The sequence below is a fragment of the Okibacterium sp. AC114 genome (genome assembly GCF_979253355.1).
On the sequence record NZ_CEEDBR010000001.1, the window covers coordinates 448,203 to 469,692 of the forward strand.

General features: G+C 66.9%; 20 protein-coding genes. 9 read left to right on the plus strand and 11 right to left on the minus strand.

The annotated features are described in order from the left end of the window. Positions 1-33: 33 nt before the first annotated feature. From ACZ6IE_RS02205 to ACZ6IE_RS02220, 4 genes are all read left to right on the plus strand, one after another. Positions 34-1,053, plus strand: a complete 1,020-nt coding sequence (locus ACZ6IE_RS02205) for an arsenic resistance protein (RefSeq protein ID WP_464606585.1) — start codon at positions 34-36, stop codon at positions 1,051-1,053. Positions 1,054-1,062: 9 nt separating this feature from the next. Then, entirely contained in the window at positions 1,063-1,845 is a 783-nt protein-coding gene (locus tag ACZ6IE_RS02210) for an IclR family transcriptional regulator (protein WP_464606586.1), read from the plus strand. A 36-nt stretch (positions 1,846-1,881) separates the two neighbouring features. After that, entirely contained in the window at positions 1,882-2,265 is a 384-nt protein-coding gene (locus ACZ6IE_RS02215; RefSeq protein WP_464606587.1) for a cupin domain-containing protein, read from the plus strand. A 78-nt stretch (positions 2,266-2,343) separates the two neighbouring features. Further along, positions 2,344-3,165, plus strand: coding sequence for a sulfite exporter TauE/SafE family protein (locus ACZ6IE_RS02220; RefSeq protein WP_464606588.1), 822 nt, complete (start codon positions 2,344-2,346; stop codon positions 3,163-3,165). A gap of 225 nt (positions 3,166-3,390) precedes the next feature. Here the strand turns inward: ACZ6IE_RS02220 and ACZ6IE_RS02225 are convergent, their stop codons facing one another. The 7 genes from ACZ6IE_RS02225 to ACZ6IE_RS02255 all read right to left on the minus strand — a co-directional run bounded on the left by ACZ6IE_RS02225 (position 3,391) and on the right by ACZ6IE_RS02255 (position 10,549). Next, a complete protein-coding gene (locus ACZ6IE_RS02225) occupies positions 3,391-4,335 on the minus strand; it encodes a hydroxymethylglutaryl-CoA lyase (protein ID WP_464606589.1) in 945 nt (314 codons plus the stop codon). Continuing rightward, on the minus strand, positions 4,335-5,627 hold the full coding sequence (locus ACZ6IE_RS02230; RefSeq protein WP_464606590.1) for a CaiB/BaiF CoA transferase family protein: 1,293 nt from the start codon (positions 5,625-5,627) through the stop codon (positions 4,335-4,337). The genes ACZ6IE_RS02225 and ACZ6IE_RS02230 overlap by 1 nt, the downstream gene beginning before the upstream one ends. A gap of 34 nt (positions 5,628-5,661) precedes the next feature. Further along, positions 5,662-7,119, minus strand: coding sequence for a GntP family permease (locus ACZ6IE_RS02235; protein ID WP_464606591.1), 1,458 nt, complete (start codon positions 7,117-7,119; stop codon positions 5,662-5,664). Between the two features lie 179 nt (positions 7,120-7,298). After that, complete coding sequence (locus ACZ6IE_RS02240; protein ID WP_079726772.1) at positions 7,299-7,637, minus strand: helix-turn-helix domain-containing protein; 339 nt, start codon at positions 7,635-7,637, stop codon at positions 7,299-7,301. A 61-nt stretch (positions 7,638-7,698) separates the two neighbouring features. Continuing rightward, positions 7,699-8,430 (minus strand): alpha/beta fold hydrolase, encoded by a 732-nt coding sequence (locus ACZ6IE_RS02245; RefSeq protein ID WP_464606592.1) that lies wholly within the window; start codon positions 8,428-8,430, stop codon positions 7,699-7,701. A gap of 75 nt (positions 8,431-8,505) precedes the next feature. Then, complete coding sequence (locus ACZ6IE_RS02250; protein WP_464606593.1) at positions 8,506-9,264, minus strand: DeoR/GlpR family DNA-binding transcription regulator; 759 nt, start codon at positions 9,262-9,264, stop codon at positions 8,506-8,508. Positions 9,265-9,436: 172 nt separating this feature from the next. Next, positions 9,437-10,549 (minus strand): hypothetical protein, encoded by a 1,113-nt coding sequence (locus ACZ6IE_RS02255; RefSeq protein ID WP_464606594.1) that lies wholly within the window; start codon positions 10,547-10,549, stop codon positions 9,437-9,439. Between the two features lie 120 nt (positions 10,550-10,669). On the opposite strand from ACZ6IE_RS02255, the gene ACZ6IE_RS02260 reads away from it, so the two are divergent. Beyond that, complete coding sequence (locus ACZ6IE_RS02260; protein WP_464606595.1) at positions 10,670-11,794, plus strand: aminoglycoside phosphotransferase family protein; 1,125 nt, start codon at positions 10,670-10,672, stop codon at positions 11,792-11,794. Between the two features lie 37 nt (positions 11,795-11,831). Here ACZ6IE_RS02260 and ACZ6IE_RS02265 read toward each other — a convergent pair whose 3' ends face one another. Genes ACZ6IE_RS02265 through ACZ6IE_RS02275 form a run of 3 tightly spaced genes read right to left on the minus strand, consistent with a single transcriptional unit; the run spans position 11,832 to position 14,706 of the window. Then, positions 11,832-12,497, minus strand: a complete 666-nt coding sequence (locus ACZ6IE_RS02265; RefSeq protein WP_464606596.1) for a response regulator — start codon at positions 12,495-12,497, stop codon at positions 11,832-11,834. Further along, on the minus strand, positions 12,494-13,777 hold the full coding sequence (locus ACZ6IE_RS02270; protein WP_464606597.1) for a sensor histidine kinase: 1,284 nt from the start codon (positions 13,775-13,777) through the stop codon (positions 12,494-12,496). The genes ACZ6IE_RS02265 and ACZ6IE_RS02270 overlap by 4 nt, the downstream gene beginning before the upstream one ends. After that, complete coding sequence (locus ACZ6IE_RS02275) at positions 13,774-14,706, minus strand: CPBP family glutamic-type intramembrane protease (RefSeq protein ID WP_464606598.1); 933 nt, start codon at positions 14,704-14,706, stop codon at positions 13,774-13,776. The genes ACZ6IE_RS02270 and ACZ6IE_RS02275 overlap by 4 nt, the downstream gene beginning before the upstream one ends. A 243-nt stretch (positions 14,707-14,949) precedes the next feature. On the opposite strand from ACZ6IE_RS02275, the gene ACZ6IE_RS02280 reads away from it, so the two are divergent. Together ACZ6IE_RS02280 and ACZ6IE_RS02285 are read left to right on the plus strand one after the other, a co-directional pair. Then, positions 14,950-15,918, plus strand: coding sequence for a glycoside hydrolase family 26 protein (locus tag ACZ6IE_RS02280; RefSeq protein ID WP_464606599.1), 969 nt, complete (start codon positions 14,950-14,952; stop codon positions 15,916-15,918). Positions 15,919-16,400: 482 nt separating this feature from the next. Further along, positions 16,401-17,795 carry an ATP-dependent nuclease gene (locus tag ACZ6IE_RS02285; RefSeq protein WP_464606600.1) on the plus strand — a complete coding sequence of 465 codons (1,395 nt, stop codon included), beginning with the start codon at positions 16,401-16,403 and terminating at the stop codon, positions 17,793-17,795. Positions 17,796-17,887: 92 nt separating this feature from the next. On the opposite strand, the gene ACZ6IE_RS02290 is transcribed toward ACZ6IE_RS02285, so the two are convergent. Next, the gene (locus tag ACZ6IE_RS02290) at positions 17,888-19,135 is read right to left on the minus strand and encodes a PIN domain-containing protein (RefSeq protein ID WP_464606601.1); all 1,248 of its coding nucleotides are present in this window, start codon (positions 19,133-19,135) and stop codon (positions 17,888-17,890) included. 211 nt (positions 19,136-19,346) lie between these two features. On the opposite strand from ACZ6IE_RS02290, the gene ACZ6IE_RS02295 reads away from it, so the two are divergent. Then, the gene (locus ACZ6IE_RS02295) at positions 19,347-19,646 is read left to right on the plus strand and encodes a hypothetical protein (RefSeq protein WP_464606602.1); all 300 of its coding nucleotides are present in this window, start codon (positions 19,347-19,349) and stop codon (positions 19,644-19,646) included. 173 nt (positions 19,647-19,819) lie between these two features. After that, entirely contained in the window at positions 19,820-21,484 is a 1,665-nt protein-coding gene (locus tag ACZ6IE_RS02300) for a sensor histidine kinase (RefSeq protein WP_464606603.1), read from the plus strand. The last annotated feature ends 6 nt before the right edge of the window (positions 21,485-21,490 follow it).

A 21,490-nucleotide genomic window follows, 5' to 3' on the forward strand; every position in this document is an offset into this window, starting at 1 on the left:
GTCCTGGTGCGCGGGTTGGGCGATGATGAACGGGTGACCCTCTGGCTTTCGCGACATCAGGTGCTGCTTTACCTCGCAGCAATCGTCGCCGCCGTGGTGGTCGGGCTGGTCGTGCCGGCCGCTCGCGCGCTGGATGCCCTCGTCACGCCGGTTCTCGCGCTGCTGCTTCTCGCGACATTCCTTGCCGTGCCGTTTCGGATGCTGGGGCGGGCCGCCCGCGACATCCGCTTCGTCTCGGTGCTCGGTGTGCTGAACTTCGTCGTCGTGCCCGCGGTCGTGTTCGGGCTCAGCCGGTTCGTCGCGGCGGATGATGCGCTGCTGGTCGGTGTTCTGCTCGTGCTGCTGACGCCGTGTGTGGACTACGTGATCGTGTTCGCGGGGCTGGCGGGCGGGGCATCCGATCGCCTGTTGGCCGCGGCGCCGCTGCTCATGCTCGCGCAGTTGTTGCTTCTGCCGCTCTACCTGCTGGCCTTCGCGGGGCCCGAGGCGGTGTCGGTGATCGAGCCGGGGCCGTTCGTCGAGGCGTTCGTGTGGCTCATCCTGGTGCCCCTCATCGTTGCCGCGATCGTGCAGTGGCTTGCGGGGTCGGGATCGGGACCGGGGCCACGGGGTCGCGGGCAAACGTTCGCCCGCGGCATCCTTGGGGTCTTCGAGGCGGCGATGGTGCCGCTCATGATGCTCACGCTGTTCGTGGTCGTGGCATCGCAGATCGGGCCCGTCGCGGCCAACCTGGGGCGGCTCGCCGGGCTCATCCCGCTCTACGCGGCGTTCGTCGTCGTGATGGTGCCGCTCGGATGCCTGGCCGCCCGTCTCGCCCGACTCGATGTTCCCTCGGCCCGCGCCCTCACATTCAGTGGGGTCACGCGCAATTCGCTCGTCGTCCTCCCGCTGGCGCTGGCGCTTCCCGCGGCGTTCGATCTCGCCCCGCTCGCCGTGGTCACGCAGACGCTCGTCGAACTCGTCGCCATCGTCGTGCTCGTGCGCCTCATCCCGCGCTTGCTGCCGGCCCGGGCGCGGGGCGTGTCCCCGTCGGCGCCGAAACCCATGGCCTAGATTCGAGCTATGACGAATTCTGAGGGCGCATCGGCTGCCGCAGCGCCGTTGCTCGTTCTCGGCAAGATCACCGACATCCTGAACACGTTTTCGCTCGAGACCCCCGTCCTGACGCTCGCGCAGATCCGCGCGTCGACGGGTCTTCCCGGCTCGACGACGCAGCGCCTCGTCACCAACCTCGTGTCGCAGGGTTTTCTTGACCGCGACGACGACCGTTTCCGCGTGGGCCTGCGCATGGCGTTTTGGGCCGCGCCCGCCGTGCGGGGCATGCGCGTCATCGACCAGATCGCGCCCATCCTGCGCCGGTTGCGCGACGAGACGGGGGAGACGGCGTCCCTGTTCCGCTCGGCCGACGACTATCGCGTGTGCATAGCCGTCGAAGAGACGCACCATGAGCTGCGCCAGGACAGCTACGTCGGCAAGGTCGCGCCGCTCGGAGCGGGTTCGGCCGGCCGCGTGCTGCTGGCCTGGAACGACGACCTGCGTGCCGACATCCTCTCCCGGCCCCTGCCGTCGCTCGCCTCGCAAACAGTCACCGACGTCGACGCGCTTGCGGCAGCGCTCGACGAGACGCGCGAGCACGGTTTCGCCATCACGCGCAACGAACGGGTCGATGGCCTCGCCGGCCTCGCCGCGCCCATCTTCGAACCCGGGGGCGAGGTGCGCATGGCGATCAACCTCAGCGGCCCGGCAGCCCGCATGACCCCCGACCGCCTCGACGGCTGGGCCCCCGCCGTGGTGGCTGCGGCGACCGAAGCCACGCGTCTGCTCGGTGGCCGCACGCCGAGCTAGTCCACGGGCGAGGCGTCGGCGGCCCATAATGGCTGCATGACTGCTCTTTCCGGGATAGACGTGGCCGCCGAACTCAGCATGGTCGAGGCGCATTGGACGCCGCGGGTCGTTGCCCGCGTGAACGATCAATACGTGAAGGTCGCGAAACTGTTGGGCGAGCTGGTGTGGCACGCCCACGAGGCCGAGGATGAAATGTTCCTTGTCGTATCGGGCCACCTCCGCATCCAGCTGCCCGACGATCAGGAGGTCGTCCTCGCGCCCGGACAGTTCTATGTCGTTCCGCGAGGCGTGCAGCACAATCCCGTCGCCGAAGAGGAGGTGGAGATCGTCCTGATCGAAACCGTCACGACCGCCCACACGGGCGACGTCGTGGTCGAGCGCACCGTGCCGCTCGACCGCCAGGTGGGTGATTTTCGCTGATGCGGCCGCGTCCGAGGGGGAATGTCTCTGCGGGCGCCCGCTGTGCCCCGCGGACGCCCGAGCAGGAGAGAATGGAGCGTGTTCGATGGTCCTGCGCTCGCCGAATGGCTTCCTGTTTCAGCGGCGGCTCTCGCTTTTCTGCTGATCGCGGCCGGCCTCGCCGGATGGGTGGATGCCGTGGTCGGGGGCGGTGGGTTGATTCAACTTCCGGCCCTCGTGATTGCCGTGCCCGCCGACATCCCGACGCCGTATGTGCTGGGCACCAACAAGCTGTCGTCGTTCTTCGGGACGTTGTCGGCGAGCTGGGTGTATTTGAGGCGGGTGCGCGTGCAGTTGCCGCTTCTGATTCCGCTGATCGTCGGCGCGTTTGCCGGGTCGGCAGTCGGGGCATCCCTGTCGCGCTTCGTGCCTCGCGAGGTGTTGACGCCGGTGGTGCTCGTGGCCGTGGTCGCCGTCGCCATCTACACGCTGCTCAAGCCGAAGATGGGCCTGCATCACGAGCCGAAACACACGGCCACCGCGTCGATCGCGTGGCGTTCCGCGGCCATCGGCATGTTGGTCGGCTTCTATGACGGCTTGCTCGGGCCGGGAACCGGGTCGTTCTTCGTCATCCTCCTCGTTGCAGTGCTCGGCTACGGCTTTCTGCAAGCCAGCGTCAACGCCAAGATCGCCAACCTGACCACGAACCTCGCGGCCCTCGCCGTCTATGGGACGCACGGCGAGATCCTGCTCGCCCTCGGTGTCGCGATGGCCGCACTGAATATGGCGGGCGGATTCATCGGTGCGCGGATGGCGACCCGCAACGGAAGCGGCTTCGTGCGCCGCGTCTTCCTCGTCGTCCTGTCGCTGCTCATCGTCAAGCTCGCGTGGGACACGGTCGCGCAGTTCACGTCGCTCTGACGCGAAGGAGTAGAGCGGCGGGGCACGCCTTCCCGGGAACACCCCACCACTCGTAGACGCCCCCGAACCCCAATGACTTGGAGGCCAGCGCCACAGAGCGAATACTCCTCAGAGTCTTCGCATCCCTCACACTGTAGTGGTCTTCAACAGGCGTTGAAGAGCGAGGGGCTGTGCTCGACGAGACGTGATGCAGATGTGATGTGGCGCTGCGTTAAGTGGCCAGTCCTACTCCGTGACGATCCACGGAAATGCCGCCGCGTTCGAGCGAGCACCCTGGCGCGCCTTTGAACGGTTGGGCTCGCCCAGGTCAGTGAGCAGGCGTTCCGATTCGGCGACGAGCTGCGCGAAGCGGTTTGGATCGAGCCAGTCAGGACGCAACGCGAAGAGCAAGTCCTCGGATGCCGTATTCCCGCTCGCACCCGGGGCGAAGGGACATCCGCCGAGACCGCCGAGCGCGCCGTCGATCACGGTCGCGCCTGCCTCGACCGCCGCGAGGGCGTTGACTACCCCGGCGCCCCACGTGTCGTGACCGTGGAAGACGATCTCGCGCGTCGGGGTCTCGGTCACGACGCGCCTGATCAGCGACGAGACCTGGCCGGGGTGGGCCTGGCCGAGCGTGTCGCAGATGACGATGTCCGACGCGCCGGTCGCCCGCTCGTCGTTCGCGATCTCTATCACCCGATCGGGGTCGACGTCGCCCTCGAACGGGCAGGTGAACGACGTGGCGATACACAGTTGGATGCGGCCCCCCACCTCCTCGGTCAGTGCGACGGCCGCGGGCATGGCCTCGAGACTCGCGTCGGTCGACCGGCCGATGTTCGCCTGGTTGTGGCTGTCGGAGGCCGAGAAGCAGTACTGGAAGTTGCGCGCACCGGCCTCGCGGGCCCGCTCGATGTGGCGCGGCGTGGCCACCCATACCCAGCTGTGTTCGAGCTCCTCGGGCGTGAGCGACTCGATCACCTCGAGGGTGTTGGCCATGGGCGGCACGAGGTCGCCGCGGGCCATCGAGCCGATCTCGACATCGGGAACCCCGGCGGCGAAGAGTGCCCGGGCCAGCGCGACCTTCTGCTCGGTGGGCAGCATCTTGCCCGTCAGCTGCAGGCCGTCGCGCAACGTCACGTCGCGCAGGCGGGCTCGGCTCGCGACGCTGCTGAGGGTTGTCTCGGTCATCAGTTGCCTTCCGTTGCGGGGGTCGAGGTCGAGGTCGAGTTGGCGGATGCGGATGCGGATGCGCTGCCGGGGTCGGGGGCTGTCGCGGCCGGCCGGATGTCGTAGCGGCGCAGGACCTCGTCCGTGTGCTGTCCGAGGCCCGGGGCGAGCGTGCGGATGGGGAGGGAGGCCGGGCCGAGCACGGGCACGATGCCGGGGAAGCCGACATCCCGAGCGATCTCGTCGCCCGCCTCGACGTCGAACTTCTGGATCATGTTGCGCGCCGCGTATTGCGGGCTCGTGCTGAGGTCGGCGGCCGTATAGATGGGGCCTGAGGGCACGCCGCTCTCGTCGAGGATGCTCAGCACCTCGTCGGCCGGCAGGGTAGCGGTCCAGGCTCCGATGGCCGCGTCGAGCTCTTCGCGGCGATGCCAGCGCAGGCTGTTGGTGGCGAGGTCGGGGTCGGCGGCCAGGTCATCCCGGCCGATGATCTGCATGAAGCGCACGAAGATCGAGTCGCCGTTGCCCGCGATCACGACGCTCGCGCCGTCGGCACAGACGTAGGCGTTGGTCGGCGCGATGCCCTCCATGCGGCCGCCGACCCGTTCGCGTTCGATGCCGTGCGCCTGGTAGTCGGGCACGAGCGATTCCATCATCGAGAACATGGCCTCGTTGAGGGCGACGTCGACGACGCGTTCCACGAGCGGCGCGGGTTCGAGGCCCGCCGCGGCGCGCGTCTGCCGCTGGAAGAGCGACATCATGACGCCGTAGGCCGCATAGAGGCCCGCGATCGAGTCGCCGATCGAGATGCCGACTCGCACGGGCGGGCGATCGGGGTCGCCGACCAGGTTGCGAAAACCGCTCATGGCCTCGGCGACGGCCGCAAAGCCGGGGCGTGCCGAGAGGGGGCCGGTCTGGCCGAACGCCGAGATGCGTCCGATCACGATGTCCGGGTTGACCGCGTTGAGCTCGTCGGGGCCGATTCCCCAGCGCTCGAGGGTGCCCGGCCGAAAGTTCTCGAGCACGACATCGCAGTCGGCGGCGAGGGCGAGCACGGCATCCCGGCCCTCGTCGGTGCGCAGGTCGAGCGTGATCGACTGTTTGTTGCGGTTGATGGTGTGGAAGAGCAGCGAGGTCGTCGACCCGGGATGCAGCCGCCAATTGCGCAGCTCGTCGCCCGAGCCCGGCCGCTCGACCTTGATCACCTCGGCGCCGAAGTCGGCCAGCATTCGACCGGCCGTGGGGGCGGCGATGAAGTTGCCCAGTTCGAGAACGCGCACACCGGCGAGCGGTGCGAGGGGGGTGGAGGTCATGGCCGGCCTTTCTGGTCGGGGAGGTTCGTGCAGCTCACAGGAAGATGCTGAGGATGAGGGTCATGCCGAGGGCGACGACGGAGGCGACCGAGACGCCTACGGTGCAGGTCTTGAGGGTTCCTCGCGTGGTTTGGCCGAGGAGCGATTGCAGCAACCAGAACGTGTTGCTCGTGACGTGCACGGCGAAGAGCGAACCGGCACCCGCGGCGAGGGCGATCAGGATGGGATCGAGCCCGATGATCGGCGCGATCGGGGCCAGAATGCCCGCCGCCGTGATCGCCGAAATGGTCACCGAACCGACGGCCACGTGCAGGATGGCGGCGATTCCCCAGACGACGAGCAGCGGGGCGAAGCCGCCGGCACCGAAGGCCTGACCCAGGATGTCGCCCAGACCCGTTGCCGCGACGGTGGCGGCGAGCGAGCCGCCGACGCCCGTGAGGATGAGGATCTGTCCGCTCTCCCGGAATCCGGCGACCACGGCCTTTTCCACGCGCGGCTGCCCGATGGTGAGGCGGCCGACCAGGCTCGTGCCGAGCACGGCGAGGAGGAGCGCGAAGACGGGGTTGGTGACGAGCTGCAGCACCGGGATCTCCACCTCGGCGATCTGCAAGATGGCGCCCGTGGCGATGAGCGCCAGGCAGAGCAGCAGGGGTGCGAAGAGGATCACGAGCCGGGGCTCGGTGCGCGCCTGCGTGCGCTGGGCGACGGCGACGCCGCGGGGGACGCCGCCGACAGAACTGCGGCGGTCCTCCGTCGATAGGGCGCGCGTGGGAGAAGGGGCGGGGCTGGAGGACGGGGATGCGTCGGCGGCGTCAATCGCGTCGGTCGCGTCATCCTCGCCGACCGGCGTCTCGTCTTTCTCGGGCTTCCAGAAACCCAGGCGGAACAGCCACGACATGATGAAGATCGAGATGACGATGGTGGGCACGACGACGATGAAACCAAAGAGCAGCATCATGCCGAGGGGCACGCCCAGCACGCCGGCGAGGGCGAGCGCCGCAACACCCGGAACCATGAGCACGATGCCGCATTCCAGGCTGATCGCCATGGCCGTCGCGATGCGGGCCGTGCCGAAGCGGCCGATGAGGGGTGCCATCTTGCGCGCGAGCGGGGCCGAGATGACGAGCAAAACGTCGAGGAAGATCGACTGCAGCACGGTGCCGATCGTGAGGCCCAGCGCATACGGCAGGCCTTTCGGGCCGAAGAGGCGCAGCAGGTGCGAGACGAGCCGTTGGATGGCCTGCATCTCGCTCAGCATCGAACCGAGCAGCACGCCGAACGCGATGAGCAGCCCGACCTCGGCCATGATCGAGCCGAAACCCTCGGTGATGGTGCTGATGGTCTTCTCGGGTCCGAGCCCGATCACGAGGCCGAGGAAGAGGGCGCCGACCACGAGGGCGACGGCGGGGTTCAGCCGAAAGCGCGTGATGAGGATCACGACGCCGAGGATGGCGACGGCCGTGTACACGATAGTGAGAATGTCTGACGTCATCGTCGTCCAATCAGGTGGGCCGGCTGGGTGGCGCGCAGCGACGGTGCTGCAACGGACCGGCTTCTACATTATGAGCACGAACTCACGATGTAGGCAACCCTGTGTGGCGATCAGGCGCATCCGGCACATCGAATGAGCCGTGGACGCATGAGGCGATCCGCGGCGACCCTCCCCGGGGGCTAGCGGCCCTGGCGCTTGGGGTAGGGCTTGGGCTGGCCCTTGACGATGGGGGCGCGGCCGCGGCCCTTCGAGGCCTTGGCCTTGCCGCCTGCCTTGGGAGCGGGCGCGGGCGCTGCCGCGACGCGGGCCCGGGCCGGGCCGCGGAACGCGAGCGCGGGGGCGGTGAGAGTCAGGGCGCCGTCCTCGTCCTCGATGACGAGTTTCTCGTCGAGCTCGGCCTCGAGGGCCGCGACGGACGCCTGGATGGTGGCGCGCGAAACGTGTTCGGCGTTGGCGGCGCGAGACCAGTCGCCCTCGTCGGCGACCGCGAGAAAGTGCCGGAGAGCGTTGGTGTCCATCTGCCCAGGGTAGCCGAGGTCACGCGCGGGCCCGCGGTCGAAGCCGTGTGGGCGGCTCAGATCAGAGCACGTCCTCGATCATCTGGAACGTGCCATCCGGGTTTTCGAGCTGCATGTCGTGGTGCACACGGGGCAGGCGGCGGATGTCCCAGCCCAGGCCTTCGAGCTCCGCGGCGAGCGAGTCGGGCAGGACGGCAGGAGAGTCATCCGACAGCACGATGGTCGAGGGAACCTCGGGTGCGGCGGGCGCGATGGGGTGGAACGCGACATCCCGGAACACGCCGATGGCCATGCCGCGGTCGAACTCGCGCTGGGCCCGGGCGACGGATTCGCGCACGGCGGGTGGGTAGAGGGCCTTCGCGGCGGCGCTCTGGCGGGACTGGCGCAGCTGCGCGAAGCCGAGCGTCACGAGCGGCGCCGCCCAGAAGAGGCGACCGCGTAGGCCGGTCGTCGGCAGCGTGAGGTGAAAACCGGGGTCGAGGTAGATGGCCCGCGCGGGCGCGAGCCGGCCGACGGCGCGCACGAGCACTGAGCCGCCGAGCGAATGCCCGACCACGCTGTCGAGGCCGTGTGGCAGGTTCTCGACCAGGTCGTCGGCCAGCTCGTCGAGGGCGTAACTGGGGGCGCGGTCGCTGCTGCCGTGGCCGCGCAGGTCGACGGTCGTCACGGTGTAACGGCGGGTCGCGGACATCCGCTCGATCAGGGGTGCCCAGGTGGCGCCGTTGCCGCCGAGGCCGTGCACGAGGGCGACGTGGCGGGGGCCGGAACCCGTGGTCGAGGTGGTCAGACGCATGGGGCCATTATGTCGCGGCGACCCTGGGCCCGGCCGGGTTCACAGGAGTTCGACGCGCTCGTGGTCGGGGCCGGTTCACAGCAGTTCGACGCGGCCGCGGTAGGGGTCGAGCAGCGGGTCGGACGGGTCGAGTTCGGTGACGAGCAGGTCGATGTCGTCGAGCCCGAGGCCCACCGCCAGGGCGCGCTGCCCGAGCTTCGACGAGGCGACGAGCAGCACGGTCTCGTCGCTGGCCCGGGCGAAGGCCTGCTTCACCTGCGCCTCCTCGAGCGTGACCTCCGAGGTGCCGAGCTCGGGGTCAACCGCAGCCGAGGAGAGGAAGAACCGGCGATAGAGAACGGATGCCGCGGCCTGGCACGCAATGGGCCCGACGAAACTGTCGGTGCGCACCTCGGCTGTGCCGCCGACGAGGATGGCCGTGACATCCGGGTTCTGCCGCGCCGTGAGGAAGTTGTCGTAGGAGTTCGTCGCCACCGTGAGCGGCCCGGTCTCGAGCCGTCGCCCCATGCCGCCCGCCGTCGTGGAGGCGTCGATGGCGATGGCACCATCGCTGGGCAGCAGAGTGCGGGCCTTCTCGACGATCAGTGCCTTCTCGCGGGCCCCGGTAGCGGTGCGCTCGCGGAACGTGCGCGGCTGCAGCGTCGGGATCGCGCCTCCCCGCACGCGGCGCAGGAGCCCGAGGGCCTCGAGATCGGCGAGGTCGCGCCGGACCGTCATGGCCGAGACATCCAGCTCGGATGCTGCGGCCTCCAGCCGGATCTGCCCGTCGCGTTCGAGGATCGCCATGAGGTGGGCTCGTCGTTCTTCGGCGCCGAGCGTTCCTGTGGTGGCCATGTTCTTCCTCTGCAGCGGATGCGCGGGGCGCGGTGTCGACGGCCGGGACCGTTCGTGTGATCCCCCACAGAATGACACACCGCGCGGAGGTTCCACAGTCTGCGTGCGCGGGCGGCAGGCTGAGCCGCGAAGGCTCAGCGGGCCGAGCCCCACTCCAGCTGATCCTCGGCGGCTAGCGCCACAGCGCCACGATGACACCGACGGCGAAGAGGCCGAGCGAGCAGGAGATGAGGATGTTATCGACGCTGGGGCGGGTTTTGAGGCGGCGGCCAGGGGTGGCGACCGCGCGGGCCGCTATCGCGTCGGCCTCCGAGACGGGGCGGGTCTCGCGCCAGGCGGCCCAGCGCTCGACCCGATCGTCGACGGCGTCGACAGCGGCGGCGATGGCGGCCCAGTCGGCGGGGTCGGTTGTGACAAGGTCGCGGGGAGTCGAGAGGATCATCCAGTCGTCGACGATCTCGACGTCGAGGTCACGGACGTGGTCGATGAGGCGCGCCATGACGTCGGGGGTGAAGAGGTAGAGGGCATCCGCTTCGTAACCCTGCGGGCAGAACAGTGCGAAGTGGCGATCGAAGTCGCCCTCGAGGCTCAGGTGCTGCATGTCGCGCGGGGCGCCGGCCGAGCTCATACCCGGGCGCCGGCCGCCCTGCGCGCGCAGCATGATGTGGGGCAGCGGGGTGGGAAGCCGGAGGGCGCAGAAGCCGCCGAATTGCGCCGCCAGGTTCTGCGAGTTGCCCTGGATCTCGTAGTCGGCGATCTCGATGCCGCGCTCCTCACGGCTGCGCAGCACGCGGTGGAGGTTGAGCGAACCGCGTCGCCGCCACGGCATCTCCCGCTGTGCGGCCACGGGACCGGCGAGGTAATCGAACCCGTTGGCTTCGGCGAAGTTCGCCAGGCGAATGTGCGTGCGACGCAACGTGCGGCGCGCCCAGACCCGCACGGCCACACGCACCAAAACGACGGCAAGCAGAGCCGTCATGACGACCATCGACCCGAGCCCGATGGCGATCCGCACGCCCTCCTCGTCGCCGTCACCGAAGGCCAGGATGGCGATGAGTCCCATCAGGGGCACGCCGGCGAGTCCGCCCAGCGCACCGATCGTGGCGGTCAATCGGCGCACGCGGCCGATGGTGTCGCGCACCTTGGGCTGCTCGGCGACGAGTTCGCGCCAGCGCCGCATGCGTTCCTGCCGGGGGAGTGGAGCGGTCAGCGCGGTCGTGTCGAGCGGTTTCGGCAAGGCGCTCACGCGCCACGGGGATGCGCCGGCGGGACGATCGAGGGACATGCCAGGGCCTTTCGAGCATCCGTGCGAAATGAGACGCCCTCAACAATATCCGCGGATCGGCGGCGGGATGGTTGGGGCTGTTCCGGTCGTCGGGTTGAGCGTGCCCGTTAGTGTGTCGGCATGGTGGCAGGCGAAGCAACGATGGAGCAGTGGTTGGCGGCACACGGTGGGGTCGCACGGCGTGAAACCCTCGGGGCGGGCACGGCGAACGCCATCGAACGCGTGTGGCTGGCGGCCATGGCGACCCAGCCGGCGCGGTCGGTGGTGACCAAACGCGCCCCCGACGACGCGACGGCGCTGACCTATGAGCGCGCCCTTCTCGCCACGGAAGCGCTCGCCCTCGACGCGCTCGGGGCGGCGGGCCTGCCCGTTCCGAGCGTCCTGCATCGCGAATTCGTGGCGGTCGAAACGAGCGACGAGACCGTCCTGGGTGGCCCGCCGCCCGGTCGAGTGCCGAACACGGATGTCGTGGCCCTCGTTCTCTCACACGAACCGGGCATTCCCCTCAGCGAGGTCGAGCACGCCTCAGAGCGACCGAGCCCCGCCGAGCACGGAACGCTCCTCGCACGCTTGCATCTGGCCGGCACGGCAGCGGCGGCATCCGAGCGCGACGAGCTCTCGCTGTTCGGCTACCTGTTTCGGGCGTCGACCAGATCGTCGAGCCTGCGCGAAACATTTGGCGAGCTCATCCGCAACGTGGTCGCCGATGCCGAGCGTTGGCGGGTCGACCTCGGCCGCTTCGGCAGCCCTGCGCGAGACGGTTCGCGCGGTGAAGCATCCGATGCCCTCGCGCTGATCGACGAACTGGCCCTCTTCGCGGCCGCCTTCGACGACGTAACGCAGCCGACCCTCGTCCACTTCGACCTCTGGCCGGGCAATCTGCTCGTCTCGGGTGGTCACTTCACCGCGGTCATCGACGCCGAACGCGCGCTCGTCGCCGACCCGACTGCCGACCTCGCCTCCGTCGCGCTGCTCAAGGACGTCAAGGCCTGGGCGGCCGACAATGCCGCGTTCGTGAACGCCTATGAGAAGACGGCTGGCTGCCCCCTTCTGCCCGACGCCGCGGCCATCGCCCGCGCCCGCCTCTGGTCGATCTACCTGGGCCTCATCATGTTCATCGAGACGGTGCCGCGCGCCTATGAGGGCGACTGGGTCGAACCGCATCGCGAGCGCGTCGCCGCCTGGATTTCGCTCAACCTCGAAGCGCTCCGAACAGGAGCTCGAGGGGGCCAGCTGTCGGAGTGACGTCGCCGAGCCGCGGGGCCCGCTCAGACCCGGCCTACTACTTCGGCAGCACCACCTTGTTCTGATACGCCCACACAACCGCCTGCAAACGCGAGCGCACGCCCAACTTCGGCAGGATTCGGGCCAGATGCGACTTCACGGTCGTCACCTCGACGGTCAGCGCCGCCGCGATCTCGTCGTTCGACATGCCCTGCGCGAGGAGTTGCAGAATCTCTCGTTCGCGCGGCGTCAGCTGGCTGGCCGCCTCGCTCGTCGTCGACACGGCCTGCAGCGTGCGGCGCCGCGTGAACTCCTGCAGCACGCGCCGCGTCACGGCCAGGTCGAGGGTGCCGTTTCCCGCTGCCACGTGCCGCACGGCGCGGATGATCTCGTCGGGTTCGGCATCCTTCAACAGAAAACCGGATGCCCCGGCCTCCAGTGCGTTGAACACGTAGTCGTCGATGTCGAAGGTCGTCAGAATCAGCACGGGCACCGGATGGTCGGCGGTGAGCGCCGTGAGCGAGCGCGTGACGTCGATGCCCGTCTGGCCCGGCATCCGGATGTCGAGGCAGGCCACGTCGGGGCGCAATTCGAGGGCCAGCGCCAGCGCCTCGTCGCCGTCGGCGGCCGTCGCGACGACGTCGATATCGGGTTCGGCGGAGAGCAGCGCGGCGAGTCCGGCGCGGGCCAACGGTTGATCGTCGGCGACGAGCACGCGGATCATGCGGGGTCCTTTCGGGAATCGGCCGGCGGCACAGGCAGCTCAGACGGCACAGACGATTCCGGTGGCACAAACGATTCCGGTGGCACCGGCGCCTCCGACGGCAGGGTGAGGCGCACGGTCCAGCCGCCGTCGGGGTCGGCGCCGGCGCCGAGGGTGCCGCCGACGAGGGCCGCTCGCTCGCGCATGCCGAGCAGGCCGAAGCCCTCGCGGCTGGGCGCGGCCGGCGAGGCGGGCGGGGCGTTGCGCACGATGGCGACGAAGCGGTCGGAGGCGCTGCCGTCGAGCACCACCGTGCACGCGGCATCCGGGGCGTGACGGCCTGCGTTGGCCAGCGCCTCTTGCACCATGCGATACGCGACCAGTTGCGCGAGCGGTCCGATGTCGCCGCCGCCACCCAAGACGCGCAGGTCGACCTCGCGGCCGGTCGCGCGGGCGGTGTCGACGAGGGCCGGGATGGTCTCGAGTGTTTCGATGGCGTCGGGGGCGTCGGCATCCCGGCGCAGCAGGCCCACGAGGCGGCGCAGATCGTCGAGCAGCACGCGGCTCTGCTCCCGCACCTGCCGCACCTGCTGCTTCGCGAGTGCGGGGTCGGTGTCGATCTGGCGCTCGATGGCCGCCGACATGAGCGCGATGCTCGACACGTGGTGGGCGGCGATGTCGTGCAACTCGCGGGCCATGCCGGTGCGTTCCTGGGCCACGGCGGCTTGCACGAGGGCGTCGCGTTCCCGCCGGATGGCTTCGGACTCGCCGGTGCGGGCGCGCTGGGCGTCGCGGCGCGCCGTGACCGCGAGCACGCCGACGGAGGGCAGCCCGACGATCGCGATGGCCTGCAGGATGGCGGCGCCGATCACAGTGGGCAGGGGCACCGAACTCGAGCCCACGATGTCGCCGGCCTGCCCGACGGCGACGCAGAGGGCCGCGATCGGCAACAGCACGCGCAGTTCGCGGGCCGGCACGAGGAGCGCGGCACGCAGAACCGCGATGAGCACGGCAGCGTCGGTGATGTTGGCGATTCCCGTCGGCGTGAAGACTCCGACGAGCAGGGCGAGGGCTGCCGTCACGAGAAGCACCGACCGCGGGGAGGGGCGAGCGAAGCACAGTGCAACGGCCTGCAGGACGAGGGCTGCACCTGTCACCCACCATGAGACCGGGTCGACGACGACGAGATGGTCGGGCTCGAGCAGCTCGGGTGCGGCCGCGACGGCGGCAACCGTTGCAACGCCCGTGCCGAGCGCCACGAGGACATCCGTGACGCTCGGCCGACGCGGCGATGGGCTCATACCGCTATCTTCTCGGATTCGACGGGCGCGTGTCCGAAGGCCGGCGTCGTGCGGGGCAGGCCCAGGCGGCCGCGGGTGAGGATGATCGTGACGGTCGCGGCCACGGCGGCACCGGCCAGCAGCACGTGCTGCAGCTGGTCACCGCCCACGGTGGGGAACATCTCGGCCCAGAACACCGAGACCGTGTTGTTCAGGCTCACATGGAAGAGCATGACGATGGGCAGGCTCTGCCCCGACCGGTTGAACAGCCACATGATCACGATGTTGAAGAGCGCGCTGAACGCGACGAACTCGACGACGTTGAGCCACGTGACGGCGGGCCACGAACCCCATTCGGTGAAGAACAGCGGCACGTGCCACAGGCCCCACAGCGGTCCGAGGATGGCGGCGGCCCCGAGCGGCCCGAAACGCTCTTGTAGGGGCGGCAACGCGAAGTCGCGCCAGCCCGGCTCCTCGGCGAGTCCCGTCGTGAGCATCTGCAGCAGCAGCGCGGGCACGTAGAGGCCGACGGCGAGGAGGCTCGGTGCGTGCACCTGCCCGCCCGAGGCGAGGGTTCCGAGCAGGAGAACGGCGGCGGGCACGGCGAACAGCGCGACCAGGTACCACCGTGGTGCCACACGCCAGCGCAGCAGCCGGCCGACCCACACGCGCAGCCCGGCGCGCCCACCTGTGATCGAGGTCACGATGAAGGCGGCGCCGAGCGGCCCGAGGTAGGCGCCGAACAGCATGCCCGTGAACTGCGTGGTGCCGAGGATGCTCGGGAACGAGAAGTCGAGCACGCCGAGTCCGTTGTTCGACAGAATCCAGGGCGTCCAGGCGATCCAGCTGAGCCCCAGCGCGAGCACGAAGAATGACACGAGCGGATGCCGCCGGATGAGCCCGGCGATACCGCCCGGCGGGTTCGGGGTGGGGCGTTCGGTGATGGTCATGCGCGGGTCCTTTCCGAGGAACGGATGTCGAGGAGTGCGGTCGTTATCGACACTAGGAAGACGCCGCCGCCCGCTCGACGTCCGAACGGTCGCACTCTCAGACCTCATCCGAAAGGTGCAAGCGGGATTCGGAGCGCGGGCGGGTCGGCGCGTCCTGACGCGGGCGCTCGCGCTCGGGACCGGACTCCGCCGCCTAGGCTGAACCTCTGACCAGCCGCCCCCGCGGCGAAGGGAAGGACCGTTGTGCCCATCACTCGTTTTCTGGCCGCGACCGCGGTATGCGCGGCATCCGTCGCCCTGTTGACCGCCTGCACGGCCGGCGTACCCGGGCCCGAGGAAACGCGCGGCGCGAGCCTCGAGCCCGCGTCGTCGTCGCCCGCGCCGGAGGCTACCCGCGCGAACACGCTGGTGCCCGACACGGGCATCTACTTCGGCATGTACTACGGCGATCGCCCGCAGGCCGAGACCGACGCCGCGCTCGGGCGGCACCCGCAATTGCACCTCACGTATTTCGGCTGGAATGACGACTGGGCGACCTCCGAGGTCGTGCGGCAGGATGCGGACGCCGGAGTCGTCTCCCTCGTCAACTGGGAGCCCTTCGACGTCGACTTCCACGACATCGTCGATGGCCGACACGACGGGATGCTCGAGACCCGGGCCGAGCAGGCGGGCGAGCTCGAGCATCCGGTGTTCGTCGACTTCGCGGCCGAGATGAACGAGGAAGAGGGCTGGGGCGGCCACGACCCCGAGCTCTACGTCGCCGCGTATCGGCACATCCACGACATCTTCGAGCGGCACGACGGCGGCAACGTGGTGTGGGTGTGGGCTCCGAACAACGTCGACAGCGAGGATGCTCCCGGAGCGCTCGAGTACTACCCGGGTGACGACTACGTGGATTGGACGGGCATCGATGGATACAACTGGGGCACGTCGCAGGCCGGCTTCGAGTGGCAAACCTTCGACGAGGTGTTCCGGCCCATGTACACGCAGCTCGTCGGCTTGGGGAAGCCCATCATCATCGGCGAGACCGGGTCGGCCGAGGAGGGCGGCGACAAGGGCGAATGGGTGGCGGGCATCCTGCCGGCGTTGAGGGAGGAGTTCCCGGAGATTCGTGCCCTCGTCTGGTTCGACGTAAAAAAGGAGCGCGATTGGCGCATCGACTCGTCCGCCGGTTCGGCCGGGGCGGTGCGACAACTCGTTCAGGAACAGTAAGTGTCGGCACCGATCGCACAGTGAGGGAACTGGTTATGCGCGCGCCAGTGTTCACTGCTTTGTGCGCCGCTTGTCCAGCCCCCTCTCTTCCGATGCAGGCGTCCGCTAAGCGCCCCCAAGCCGATAGTTTGAATACGCGAACTCCGCGTCCTTGCGTGTACATCGAGCCCCAAAGGTTGACTGTGAAACTAGCCAAGATAGTCCTTGTCTCAGGTGAGGTAGTTGAGATTGCGAGTGGTGCCGTAGCGGTAGTAGGCGCAAACAATTCCGGTAAGAGTACCTTCTTGCGAGAATTACGAGACGCTCTCCTACGGCACCCGTACCAGTACAGCGACGCGCGCCCTAATTTGGTTGCGGATTTCGAGCTGGAACCGGATGGGCCACTCGCGCTTGCGGCCTGGCTGTCCTCTTTGGCTCCAATACGGCAGGCAGGCGCGTATCCGGATGGCACCTATAGCGAAGAATCTTGGCAAATACCGCGCGTGGGCACGATCACGAAGTCCACGCTCGATAACGTCGGTGCGCTGGCGCAGTTGTCCGGTATTTACAGCGTGCTTCTTGATGCAAGCGGTCGTCTACATATGGCTGATGCAGCGCCCATGTATGACGCGTCACTAGCTCTTCCGTCATCGCCTCTGCAGTACCTTTACGAAAGCCGCGAGTTAGAAGCGGCTTTGAGTGCATTGACAATGCAGGCATTCGGTACCCCAATTACTGTCCACAGATATGCCGGTAGTTCGATTAGATTGCTCGTGGGCAAGCCGGAGGCAGGGGAGGGCCCCTCGCCTCAGTCGAAGGCCTACCTCGAGGATCTCAAAGCCCTCCCTCGGTTAGATGATCAGGGTGATGGGTTTCGCGCATTTGTGGGAATGGTGCTCACCGTTCTCACCGGCAGTTATCCTCTAGTTCTGATCGATGAGCCCGAGGCGTTTCTTCATCCCCCGCAGGCGCGTCTCCTCGGACAGTTCCTGGCTCAACAACATGCCCGCGGCACGCAAGTTTTGGTTGCGACTCACAGCGAAGATGTGGTGTCTGGTCTCACTGCCGCAGACGGAGATACGGCGATTATCCGCTTGAGTCGAGGTTCTGCTGGGACTTCGGTCTCGTCCCTTCCCGCGGAGGCGGTCAGAGACCTCTACCGGGATCCCCTTATGCGCTACTACGACATGCTTAACGGTCTCTTTGTGCGAGGCGTCGTCCTTTGTGAATCGGACGCCGACTGCACTTATTACCGTGCAGTTAGCGAACAGATTGATGCGAGGAAGGGCATGGATTCCGGATTGCACTTCTCGCACACCGGTGGCAAAAGCCGAATCCACGTTGCCTTGGAGGCGTTTCGTCAGACGAGTGTGCCAACCGTCGCAATTCTGGACATTGACTTTCTTCAAGACGACCGTGAATTCAACCGCATTGTGACCGCGGCTGGCGGGATTCCCGATGACTTCAAGCGGGTACGGTCGATCGTCATTTCAGACATCCAGGGGCGCTCTCAAAATAAATCTTTAGCTGCGGTGAGGGCCGAGATTGACGAAGTATTGGCTGAGGCAAAGGGCGATCTAACGTCCGGACAAGCGTCTGCGATTTCGAACGCCGTTCGTATCACCTCGCGTTGGAAAGATTTCAAAACTCGCGGCGTCTTAATGCTGTCGCCGGAAGCTCTAACTGCATTTGCCGAGCTCGACTTACAGCTTCGAGAGGTCGGCATCTTCGCAGTTTCGGTCGGGGAACTAGAGCGGTATCACCCCGGAACACCTGCGGCCAATAAGGCCAGATGGCTGCGGGAAGTTCTCGACCAGCGTCTATATGAGCAGAAGGGGGCGGCACATGATTTGCTGTCAGATGTTCAGGACCACCTCGCAGCGCGCCAGACGTTGTAGCAACGTGGGGCACGCTGGATGGTTCCTAGCCGTTTCTAGCAATCCCAATTGAAGTGTCCGCCGAGCATGGTGCGTGACGACAAGGGTGATGATTAGTCGATAGGGTCCCGACGGTAGTGCGTCCTTCGCGGTGGATCGCCGTGCCGATCTTCATCTCCGTAATCTTCGCCCAGAACTTCAGAAATAGGCCTTAGCCGGTCATCCGAGCGTGAATGTCTTTCGAGGTAAGCCCTTTTTTCCGTTGCGCTCCAACGTTGCGACCGGGGCTCTCCAGCATCGAAAGTCGCCATCTGTTCGATCTGGCGGCGAAGATCTTCCCGATACCGGAGATTTCTCCTTAGTAACCCTTCGCTCTCGGGGTCGTGTTCGCTGCTTTCTGCCCTCGCAATTTTGCGGCGAATCGTTCTTATTTCATCGTCCAAAAGCTGAAGTTGATGAATGTAAACCAGGCGTTCGTGCGCAGCCTGGGTGGATCCAACTTCGACGTGGCCAATAGATAGAGATTGGGACTCATATTGACGGGCTGTCGAGACGGTTCCGACCTCCTTGACGGACTCTTCGCTCACGGTGATTCCGCGCTTCCGCGCGAACTGCACGAATCGTTGCGGCGAGTAGAAATGAATTCTTTGCTCGGCCTGGGTCCAGAACTCATCTACTAACTCTGGTCTGGGCCCCTGTGTCTTACCGCTGACTTGGTACCACCAGTCCTCCTTTTCATCATCGGTGATAAAAATCGCTGGCAATTGAGTGTTCCTGGCATGTTCAAGAATCTGAAGCCAGATGATTAGGTCACCGTATCGATCGGGCTCCACCTTCTTACGGTCCGCAAATCCTGGAGGTATCAATTTTTCGTATCGCTCCTGGCCTTGCTCATAAGCCTCAGTGAGCAGCGAATCCGCCCATGACCCGCCGACCTTCCCTTCATATAAGGAAGTGATGCGGGTGAACGTCCTCGCATACGTACTGTTCTCCGTCACATCCTTCTGATGCTTCATTCTGGCTTGTTCAACTCGGGCTGATGCGCTCTCTAGACCGGATTGCGCTACGGTCTTCACCGCCTTGATGTCGAGCGATGGATGATCTTTTAGCTTTCTAAGCGCGGCGTCGACAGTCTTCTTTGCGTCCTCCAGGGATGACTTCACCTCATTAAGGGCTCGTTCTTGATCATTGATGACATCTAGCCGGCGCCGGTGAAATTCTTTGCCCACATGAAAAGGGATCCAAAGAGATTCCGATTTCTGGTCCAGGACGTTGAAGAACTCGGTACGTGTCTTCTCCGAATAGCGAAACAAATTCAAGATCGCATTGGTGTCGAGAATGATCAGGCCATTGGTCCACATTGACTCGAGTTCAGCGTCGGAAGGCGGATAGTACCCTCTGAACTCATTTCTCAAGATGTCCCCCGTCGTTAGGTAAAACCAGCATCAAATCGTCACAAGCGTTGACTCAGGTTATAGATCGTGGTCAGATACTGCACGGCACGCCGGGGGTTTTGTCCCAGATCCCCTCAGCTATAGGTTGAGCGCCCTTGCCCGGGGCCGCTCCAGTGACTTGGCAGACGACGCGTCAGCGCGCCTGGGACCGAAGGCCGACATCGGCACATCGCTGCAAAACGGCACGGTCGAGTTGTCGGCCGGCGTCGCCTACGCCGCGGCCGTCGTGCGCGGGGAAGACGTGAAGAAGAACCCTGTCTACCTCATGCCGGCGATCACGTCGGAGAACGTCGACCAGGCGATCGAACACGTCGTCTCGAAGCGCGAGGACTTCTTGAAGGACCTCACCGAGCTGACCAACAAGAACCTCGTCTCGGGCAACATCGCCTTCGAGGGACTGACGGGGCAGACCGAATAACACCGGATATACCGAATAACGCACAGAAAGCCGCAGGCCCGGGGTGGGAGAAAACCCCGGGCCTGCGGTGATTCCGGAAGTCAAACCCCCCGACACGCTTGTCAACTGGTTTCGGCGACATATCCCGACCGATTGAATGTCCCATGGCGCATATGCCAGGTGAAGGGATTCTCATGCCGGTGCTGGAACCGCAAGCCGACCGACAGGGGCGGTGGCGCGTGCTGTTCCGCGCGCAGGTGCCCTTTTTCCTCGGGGTCGGTTTCATCGCCCTGCTCACGGCCTTCGCCGTACCCGACCTCTTGGACGCGCCGCTCCTCACCGAGGGGTTCCTGGTGGCCCTCGTCGCGACGATCGCGTGCGCCGTCCTGCCGTGGGAGCGGTGGCCCCTGCACCTGATGATGATCGTGCCGGCCGTCGACCTCGTCGCCGTCGCGCTCATTCGCACTGTGCTGTTGCCCGTCATCCCATCGGTCGGGCTCATCGTCATCTTCCCGCTGCTGTGGCTGGCCTACGGGTTCCGGCGCGGCGGCATCTCGCTCGGCATCGCGGGGGCTGCTCTCGTGGCCGTTTTCCCCCAGGTGTATTCGGGGAGCGCGCCCAGCACCGCGCTCGACTGGGTGAACATCGTGACGTTGCCTGTTCTCGCCGTCGGTGTCGCGGCCGCCGTGCACATCGCCGCGCGTCAACTCGCGCACACGACGCGGGTCGTCGTCGCTCAGAAGGAGCAACTCGCCGAGGCTCTGATCGAGTCGCGGGACGAGCAAACCCGGTCGCGAGCGATCTTCGATACCGTGCACGCGGCGGTCGCGTTCTACGACGCCGACGACAACCTCGTCATGGCGAACCGCGAGGGTGAGGCCATGGTCGGGCGGGTCGGGTTCCGTATCGACCAGCCACCCTTCGCCGGGCCGGATGCGCGCGAGGCCGACAAGAAGACCGTCATCCCGTTCGATCAGCAGATCATCCCGCGGGCATTGCGCGGCGAAGCCATCACCGACCACGTCGAATGGTTGGGCACGCCCGGCAACCAGATCGCCATCCTCGCATCGGCCGCGCAGGTGCACCGCCCCGACGGGCAACTCCTCGGTACGGTCGTCGTCGCGCAAGACGTGACCGATCTGGCCGAGGCCGTCAACGTGCGCGAAGAGTTCCTCGCCACCGTCTCGCACGAACTGAGGACCCCGCTCTCGTCGATCCTCGGCTATCTCGAACTCATCGACGACGATGTGGATGCCGCGGCACTCGGCATCGACGACTACATGTCCGTCATCGAGCGCAACGCCCAAGAGCTGCTGCGCCGCGTCTCCGAGCTGCTCACCCTCTCCGATCGCGGCCTGAGCGTGCAGCTCGAAGACATCGACGTGGCGGATGTCATCCGCACGTCCGTCAGCAAGATGGGGCCCGTCGCGAGCGCCCGTCACAGCACGCTGCGCGTCGACGTGGAGGATCCGCTGCCCGTGCGTGCCGACCCGAACCGCGTGCAGCAGATCGTCGACAACCTCATCCAGAACGCCGTCAAGTACTCTCCCGACGAGTCGGAGGTGGTCGTGAGCGGCCGCGCGATCGACGGGGCGGTCGAGATCGCCGTGGCCGACACCGGGGTGGGCATGACGCCCGAGGAGGCGCGGCAGGCGACGAACAAGTTCTATCGCGCGCCATCCGCTCGGTATCAGGCCATTCAGGGAGTGGGCATCGGGCTGTCGATCGTACAGAGCATCGTGCGCGCCCACGAGGGTTCCCTCATGATCGACAGCGAACCGGGGCGGGGCACGACCGTGCGGGTCGCCCTGCCCGCGACAGCGCACGCCGAACTCTCGGCCCACGCGACGGAGGGGTAGGCTCGC

What these genes read in the sequence shown, in the direction of transcription:
- ACZ6IE_RS02210 (WP_464606586.1), top strand. Translation starts at nt 1,063, where the DNA reads ATGACGAATTCTGAGGGCGCATCGGCTGCCGCAGCGCCGTTGCTCGTT.
- ACZ6IE_RS02215 (WP_464606587.1), top strand. Translation starts at nt 1,882, where the DNA reads ATGACTGCTCTTTCCGGGATAGACGTGGCCGCCGAACTCAGCATGGTC.
- ACZ6IE_RS02225 (WP_464606589.1), bottom strand. Translation starts at nt 4,335, where the DNA reads ATGACCGAGACAACCCTCAGCAGCGTCGCGAGCCGAGCCCGCCTGCGC.
- ACZ6IE_RS02230 (WP_464606590.1), bottom strand. Translation starts at nt 5,627, where the DNA reads ATGACCTCCACCCCCCTCGCACCGCTCGCCGGTGTGCGCGTTCTCGAA.
- ACZ6IE_RS02235 (WP_464606591.1), bottom strand. Translation starts at nt 7,119, where the DNA reads ATGACGTCAGACATTCTCACTATCGTGTACACGGCCGTCGCCATCCTC.
- ACZ6IE_RS02240 (WP_079726772.1), bottom strand. Translation starts at nt 7,637, where the DNA reads ATGGACACCAACGCTCTCCGGCACTTTCTCGCGGTCGCCGACGAGGGC.
- ACZ6IE_RS02245 (WP_464606592.1), bottom strand. Translation starts at nt 8,430, where the DNA reads ATGCGTCTGACCACCTCGACCACGGGTTCCGGCCCCCGCCACGTCGCC.
- ACZ6IE_RS02250 (WP_464606593.1), bottom strand. Translation starts at nt 9,264, where the DNA reads ATGGCCACCACAGGAACGCTCGGCGCCGAAGAACGACGAGCCCACCTC.
- ACZ6IE_RS02255 (WP_464606594.1), bottom strand. Translation starts at nt 10,549, where the DNA reads ATGTCCCTCGATCGTCCCGCCGGCGCATCCCCGTGGCGCGTGAGCGCC.
- ACZ6IE_RS02260 (WP_464606595.1), top strand. Translation starts at nt 10,670, where the DNA reads ATGGTGGCAGGCGAAGCAACGATGGAGCAGTGGTTGGCGGCACACGGT.
- ACZ6IE_RS02265 (WP_464606596.1), bottom strand. Translation starts at nt 12,497, where the DNA reads ATGATCCGCGTGCTCGTCGCCGACGATCAACCGTTGGCCCGCGCCGGA.
- ACZ6IE_RS02270 (WP_464606597.1), bottom strand. Translation starts at nt 13,777, where the DNA reads ATGAGCCCATCGCCGCGTCGGCCGAGCGTCACGGATGTCCTCGTGGCG.
- ACZ6IE_RS02275 (WP_464606598.1), bottom strand. Translation starts at nt 14,706, where the DNA reads ATGACCATCACCGAACGCCCCACCCCGAACCCGCCGGGCGGTATCGCC.
- ACZ6IE_RS02290 (WP_464606601.1), bottom strand. Translation starts at nt 19,135, where the DNA reads ATGTGGACCAATGGCCTGATCATTCTCGACACCAATGCGATCTTGAAT.
- ACZ6IE_RS02300 (WP_464606603.1), top strand. Translation starts at nt 19,820, where the DNA reads ATGCCGGTGCTGGAACCGCAAGCCGACCGACAGGGGCGGTGGCGCGTG.